The sequence below is a fragment of the Kitasatospora putterlickiae genome (assembly GCF_039527695.1).
Lineage (GTDB): Bacteria > Actinomycetota > Actinomycetes > Streptomycetales > Streptomycetaceae > Kitasatospora > Kitasatospora putterlickiae.
The window spans coordinates 2,582-8,608 of record NZ_BAAAKJ010000175.1 but is presented as its reverse complement, the minus strand read 5'-3'; the positions used below and the strand labels follow the sequence as shown (position 1 = coordinate 8,608).

General features: G+C 75.2%; 5 protein-coding genes and 1 pseudogene. 3 read left to right on the top strand and 3 right to left on the bottom strand.

Annotated elements, in window-relative coordinates; all coding sequences use genetic code 11:
* Both ABD308_RS17655 and mmuM read right to left on the bottom strand, forming a co-directional pair.
* On the bottom strand, nucleotides 1-760 hold a 760-nt coding region (locus ABD308_RS17655; RefSeq protein ID WP_344335446.1), incomplete at its 3' end, for an IclR family transcriptional regulator.
* A gap of 156 nt (nucleotides 761-916) precedes the next feature.
* Nucleotides 917-1,879 (bottom strand): homocysteine S-methyltransferase, encoded by a 963-nt coding sequence (gene mmuM, locus ABD308_RS17650; RefSeq protein ID WP_344335444.1) that lies wholly within the window; start codon nucleotides 1,877-1,879, stop codon nucleotides 917-919.
* A gap of 165 nt (nucleotides 1,880-2,044) precedes the next feature.
* Between mmuM and ABD308_RS17645 the strand changes: the two genes are divergently transcribed.
* The 3 genes from ABD308_RS17645 to ABD308_RS17635 all read left to right on the top strand — a co-directional run bounded on the left by ABD308_RS17645 (nucleotide 2,045) and on the right by ABD308_RS17635 (nucleotide 5,748).
* Nucleotides 2,045-3,019: an NUDIX hydrolase gene (locus ABD308_RS17645; protein ID WP_344335441.1), complete on the top strand. Its 975-nt coding sequence runs from the start codon at nucleotides 2,045-2,047 to the stop codon at nucleotides 3,017-3,019.
* Nucleotides 3,016-3,567 (top strand): NUDIX domain-containing protein, encoded by a 552-nt coding sequence (locus ABD308_RS17640; RefSeq protein WP_344335438.1) that lies wholly within the window; start codon nucleotides 3,016-3,018, stop codon nucleotides 3,565-3,567. Before ABD308_RS17645 ends, ABD308_RS17640 begins: the two co-directional genes overlap by 4 nt.
* A 153-nt stretch (nucleotides 3,568-3,720) precedes the next feature.
* Complete coding sequence (locus ABD308_RS17635; protein ID WP_344335436.1) at nucleotides 3,721-5,748, top strand: acetoacetate--CoA ligase; 2,028 nt, start codon at nucleotides 3,721-3,723, stop codon at nucleotides 5,746-5,748.
* A gap of 93 nt (nucleotides 5,749-5,841) precedes the next feature.
* Here ABD308_RS17635 and ABD308_RS17630 read toward each other — a convergent pair.
* Nucleotides 5,842-6,027: pseudogene (locus tag ABD308_RS17630) on the bottom strand (phosphoenolpyruvate--protein phosphotransferase); the annotation flags it as partial.

The following is a 6,027-nucleotide window of genomic DNA, read 5'->3' as shown; positions in this document are numbered from 1 at the left end:
ACCGCCCGGCGCCCAGGTCCCGGGAGATCGCGCGCGCCGCGCTGCGCACCGACGCGACCAGCGAGGGCTTCACGAACCCGTCCTCGCAGACCCGCTCGACCGCGCCGCTGACGCAGACCGCGCCCACCGGGTTGCGCCGCCGGTCCTGGATCAGGGCGCCGATCGAGGCCACGCCCTCCCAGGTCTCCTCCACCGAGTCCGCCCAGCCGCGCTCACGGGTCAGCGCCGCCTCGGCGTCCACGTCCGCCGCCTCGGTCAGCGTCCGCGCGGTGTACGGCTCGAACGGGCCCTCGCCCAGCTCTCCGCGCGCCACCGGGTCGTAGGCCAGCAGCACCTTGCCCAGCGCCGTCGAGTGCAGCGGCTGCATCGAGCCGACCTCCAGCACCTGCCGGGTGTCGTCCGGCCGGAAGACGTGGTGCACGATGAGCACCCCGCGCTGGTGCAGCACCCCCAGGTAGACGGTCTCCCCGGCCGCCCTGGCCAGGTCGTCGGCCCACACCAGGGCCCGCGCCCGCAGCTCGTGGACGTCCAGGTAGCTCTGGCCGAGCCGCAGCAGCTCGGCGCCCAGCTGGTACTTGCCGCTCTCCGGGTCCTGCTCCACGAAGCCCTCCTGCTGGAGGGTGCGCAGGATGCCGTGCGCGGTGCCCTTGGCCAGGCCCAGCGCCGTCGCGACGTCCGACAGGCCCAGGCGGCGCTCGCCGCCGGCGAGCAGGCGCATGATCGCGGCGGCCCGGGAGAGCGACTGGATCGGGCCGGGCATGGGAACCTCCGCGCTGACAGGCGGTCGACAATGTCGACCGCAGTGGTGACGGCACGAGTCTGCCAGGCCGTCCCCGTTCCGTGCACCTTCCCCCTCGGTAACCCCGCCCGGCCGGCCGTGCGCCTCCGCACGGTCCGCCCGCCCGGTTCCGGAGGGTCAGCCGGACCGGTCGGCCGCCCCGCTTGACGCCGCGTCCGCCGTCGCCACCCGGGCGGCCACCTCCGCCGCCACCGCGCGGATCCCCTCCGGCCCGACCCGGCAGCAGCCGCCCACCAGCCGCGCCCCGTCCGCCAGCCAGCCGGCCACCCTCCGGCCCTCGAAGGTCGGCTCGCCGCACCACGCCCCGGCCGCCGCGTCCCAGCCCTCGCCGCTGTTGGGGTACACCACCACCGGCTTGCCGGACACCCGCGCCGCCAGGCCGACCGCCCGGTCCGCCTCCTCCGGCGTGCAGCAGTTCACCCCCACCGCCACCACCTCGTCCGCCTCCGCCGCCAGCGCGAACGCCTCCGCCAGCGGCTGCCCGGCCCGGGTCAGCCCGCCCGCCGCGCCGAACGACAGCCAGGCCGGCACCCCCAGCCCCCGCACCGCCCGCAGCAGCACCCGCGCCTCCTCGACGTCCGGCACCGTCTCCAGCGCCAGCACGTCCGGGGCCGCCGCCGCCAGCGCCTCCAGCCGGGGCCGGTGGAACGCCTCCAGTTCGGCCGCCGTCAGCCCGTACCGGCCCCGGTACTCCGACCCGTCCGCCAGCACCGCCCCGTACGGCCCCACCGACGCCGCCACCCACCGGCGCGGCCCCGGCAGCCCGCGCGCCGCCTCCCGCGCCAGCTCCACGCTGAGCGCCAGCAGCCGTGCCGCCCCGTCCCGGCCGATCCCGCGCCGCGCGAAGCCGGCGAAGCCCGCCTGGTAGCTGGCCGAGATCGCGACCCGAGCGCCCGCCGCGAAGTACGCCCGGTGCGCCGCCAGCACGGCCTCCGGCGCGTCCACCAGGAGCCGCGCGGACCACAGCCCGTCCGCCAGGTCGAACCCGCCCGCCGCCAGCTGGTTGGAGAGCCCGCCGTCGAGCACCAGCGGCCCGGCCGCCAGCGCGGCGGCGAAGCCCGGCGCACCAGGTGCGTCCATCACGGCCTCCTCGGGGTGAACCTCCTGGTCACAGCCTAGAAGCCGGGGGCGGGGGAGCGGCCGGAAAATCATTTGCCGCAGAGTCAAAGGGTCGCTACGTTGTGCTCAGTCCGAGAAGGACGACGGCCTCAAGGCACCGGAAGACGGAAGAAGTGGAGCGCGCCCATGGACACCACCGAACAGGACTGGCTCGCCTCCTACGACCCGCGCGCCTACACCCCGGTCGCCGTCACGGTCGACGTCGTCGCCCTCACCCTGCGCCACGGACGCCTGCACGTCCTGCTCGTCGAGCGCGCCCTCCCGCCCTACCAGGGCCGCTGGGCGCTGCCCGGCGGATTCCTGCGGGCCGGCGAGGAGAGCCTCGACGAGGCCGCCGCCCGCGAGTTCGCCGAGGAGACCGGCCTGCACGGCACCGTCGAGGCCGAGGCCGCCCTCAGCCGGATCCACCTCGAACAGCTCGGCAGCTACGGCACACCCGACCGCGACCCGCGCATGCACGTGGTCTCCGTCGCCTACCTCGCCTTCGCCCCGGACCTGCCCGACCCACAGGCCGGCACCGACGCGGCCCGCGCCGCCTGGCACCCCGTCACCGCCCTCGACCTCCGGCCCGCCGGCCGGTCCGAGACCGCCGGTGCGCCCGCCGACACCCACGGGGGTGGCGTCGACGGGCGTACCGGCTCCACCGAGCCGTCCCACACCACCGAGCCGTCCGAGACCACCGGGCCCGACGACCCCGGGGACCTCACACCCATCGAGCTCGCCTTCGACCACGCCCGGATACTCACCGACGGCCTGGACCGCGCCCGCGCCAAGATCGAGTACAGCCCGCTGGCCACGGCCTTCCTCCACCACGACTTCACCATCCCCGAGCTGCGCGCCGTCTACGAGGCCGTCTGGGACGAGAAGCTCCACCCCGGCAACTTCCACCGCAAGGTGCTCTCCGTCCCCGGCTTCGTCGAGGGCACCGGCACCACCACCGACCGCGGCGGCGCCCGCGGCCGCCCCCGCGCCCGCACCTACCACGCCGGCGACGCCCGCCTCCTCCACCCGGCCCTGCTCCGCCCCACCCGCAGCGATCCACCACCGGATCCCGCGACCCCCACCCCGGCCCCGCCCACCCGCACTACCATCCGGCCATGACGACTTTCGAGGCCGGAACGGCGCGCCACCAAGCCAACTCCCACTGCCACTTCTGCGGAGCCCCCTACCCGGCCGGCACCGCCGCCTGGCCCCGGACCTGCCCCCGCTGCACCGAGATCAGCTACCGCAACCCGCTGCCCGTCGTCGTCACCCTCCTCCCGATCACCGCGGCCGCCGGCACCGACCCCGGCCTCGTGGTGATCCGCCGCACCATCGAACCCGGCTACGGCGAACTCGCCCTCCCCGGCGGCTACATCGACTACGGCGAGAGCTGGCAGCAGGCCTGCGTGCGCGAACTGCGCGAGGAGACCGGCATCCTCGCCGACGCCTCGGACATCACCCTGGTCGCCACCGACTCCGACACCCACGGCGGCTTCCTCTGCCTCTTCGGCCTGCTTCCCGCCCGCCCGCTCGCCGAACTCCCGCCCTCCGTCCCCACCGAGGAGACCGACGGCTGGCAACTGGGCACCCCCGAGACCCCGCTCGCCTTCCCCTTCCACACCCGCGTCTCCCGCTCCTGGTTCAACGGCGAGTTCACCCGCCTCTGACCAGGCAACCCGGTCACGGCCGGACCGGCCGGGCAGACCCTGGCGCACCGGCCGATCACATGGCAGGGTCTGCACCGACAGCCCCCAACCGGACGCGGGCCCTGCCACGACGCACCCCCGTCCGCCCTCATCACCGGCCGGGAGACCACCACCGTGAGCACCCCACCCCAGGACCAGCCGCTCTGGCGCCCCGACCCCGCTCGTGCCGCCGGCACCGGGATCGTGGCCTTCCAGGCCTGGGCCGCCGAGCACCACGGCGCCCCGGCCGCCCCGCTCGCCCCCACCACCGACGACGACCAGGCCGCCGCCCGCTACGCCGCCCTGCACGCCTGGTCGGTCGAGGACCTCGACCGCTTCTGGACCGCCGTCACCCAGTGGTTCGACGTCCGCTTCACCGAGGCCCCCGACGCCGTCCTCGCCGACCCCGCGATGCCCGGCGCCCGCTGGTTCCCCGGTGCCCGCCTCAACTACGCCGAGCACGCCCTGCGCGCGGGCGAGACCGCCGCCAACGCCGACCGCCCCGCGATCCTCCACCTCGACGAGACCACCGACGCGCCCGTCGTCCTCACCTGGGCCGAACTCCGCCGTCAGGTCGGCTCCCTCGCCGCCGCCCTCCGCGACCAGGGCGTGCGCCCCGGCGACCGGGTCGGCGCCTACCTGCCCAACATCCCGCAGGCCGCCGTCGCCCTCTTCGCCACCGCCGCCGTCGGCGCCGTCTGGACCAGCTGCGCCCCCGACTTCGGCGCCCGCAGCGTCCTCGACCGCCTCCAGCAGATCGAGCCCGTCGTCCTCTTCGCCGTCGACGGCTACCACTACGGCGGCAAGGACCACGACCGCACCGAGGTCGTCGCCGAACTCCGCCGCGAACTCCCCACGCTGCGCACCGTCGTGCACGTCCCCCTGCTCGGCGCCCCCGCCCCCGAGGGAGCCCTGACCTGGGACGACCTGGTCGCCGCCGACACCGCACCGGTCTTCGAGCAGGTCCCCTTCGACCACCCGCTCTGGGTCCTCTACTCCTCCGGCACCACCGGCCTGCCCAAGGCCATCGTGCAGAGCCAGGGCGGCATCCTCGTCGAGCACCTCAAGCAGGCCGGCCTCCACCTCGACCTCGGCCCCGACGACCGCTTCCTCTGGTACACCTCCACCGGCTGGATGATGTGGAACTTCCTCCTCGCCGGCCTCCTCACCGGATCCACGATCGTCACCTACGACGGCAGCCCCGGCCACCCCGACACCGGCGCCCTCTGGTCCGTCGCCGCCCGCACCGGCGCCACCGTGCTCGGCACCTCCGCCGCCTACGTCATCGCCAGCCGCAAGGCCGACCTGCACCCCGGCCGCGACCTCGACCTCTCCGCCGTCCGCTGCATCGGCACCACCGGCTCCCCGCTGCCGCCCGACGGCTTCCGCTGGATCTACGACGAGGTCAAGGAGGACGTCTGGCTCGCCTCCGTCAGCGGCGGCACCGACGTCTGCTCCTGCTTCGTCGGCGGCGTCCCCACCCTCCCCGTCCACCTCGGCGAGATCCAGGCCCCCTGCCTCGGCGCCGCCGTCGAGTCCTGGGACGTCAACGGCCGCCCGCTCACCGACGGGGTCGGCGAACTCGTCGTCACCAGGCCGATCCCGTCCATGCCCACCGGCTTCTGGAACGACCCCGAGGGCACCCGCTACCACGACAGCTACTTCGACACCTACCCCGGCGTCTGGCGCCACGGCGACTGGATCACCGTCACCTCACGCGGCACCGTCGTCATCCACGGCCGCTCCGACTCCACCCTCAACCGCCAGGGCGTGCGGATGGGCTCCTCGGACATCTACGAGGTCGTCGAACGCCTCCCCGAGATCGCCGAATCCCTCGTCATCGGCCTGGAGGAGCCCGACGGCGGCTACTGGATGCCGCTCTTCGTCGTCCTCACCCCCGGCGCCGAACTCGACGACGACCTCATCGGCCGCATCCGCACCTCGCTGCGCACCGAACTCTCCCCGCGCCACGTCCCCGACGAGGTCATCGCCGTCCGCGGCCTGCCGCACACCCTGACCGGCAAGCGCATCGAGGTGCCGGTGAAGCGCCTGCTCTCCGGCACCCCGCTTGAGCAGGCCGTCAATCCCGGCTCCGTCGACAACCTCGACCACCTCCGCTGGTTCGAGCAGCTCCGCCGCGACCGCGCCGCCGCCGCCGAGTAGCGCGGGGCCGGTCCGCCCGGACACGCCGGAGGGGCCCTTCCACAGCCACAGTGGAAGGGCCCCTCCTGACGTTCCGCGCACGCGGTCCGGCGGCTACTCGCCCGACAGCACCTGCTGCGCCGCGGCCCGCGCCTCATCGGCACTGTCCGCCGCCCGCGCCGCCTCGGCGGCCCGGCGGCACTGCGCCAGGGTGTACTTGGCGAGCGCGGTCCGCACGTAGGGGATCGACGCCGCGCCCATCGACAGACTGGTGACACCGAGCCCGGTCAGCACCACGGC

Excerpts from the sequence above, each read along its gene's own strand:
- mmuM (WP_344335444.1), bottom strand. The coding sequence starts at position 1,879 with ATGGACGCACCTGGTGCGCCGGGCTTCGCCGCCGCGCTGGCGGCCGGG.
- ABD308_RS17645 (WP_344335441.1), top strand. The coding sequence starts at position 2,045 with ATGGACACCACCGAACAGGACTGGCTCGCCTCCTACGACCCGCGCGCC.
- ABD308_RS17640 (WP_344335438.1), top strand. The coding sequence starts at position 3,016 with ATGACGACTTTCGAGGCCGGAACGGCGCGCCACCAAGCCAACTCCCAC.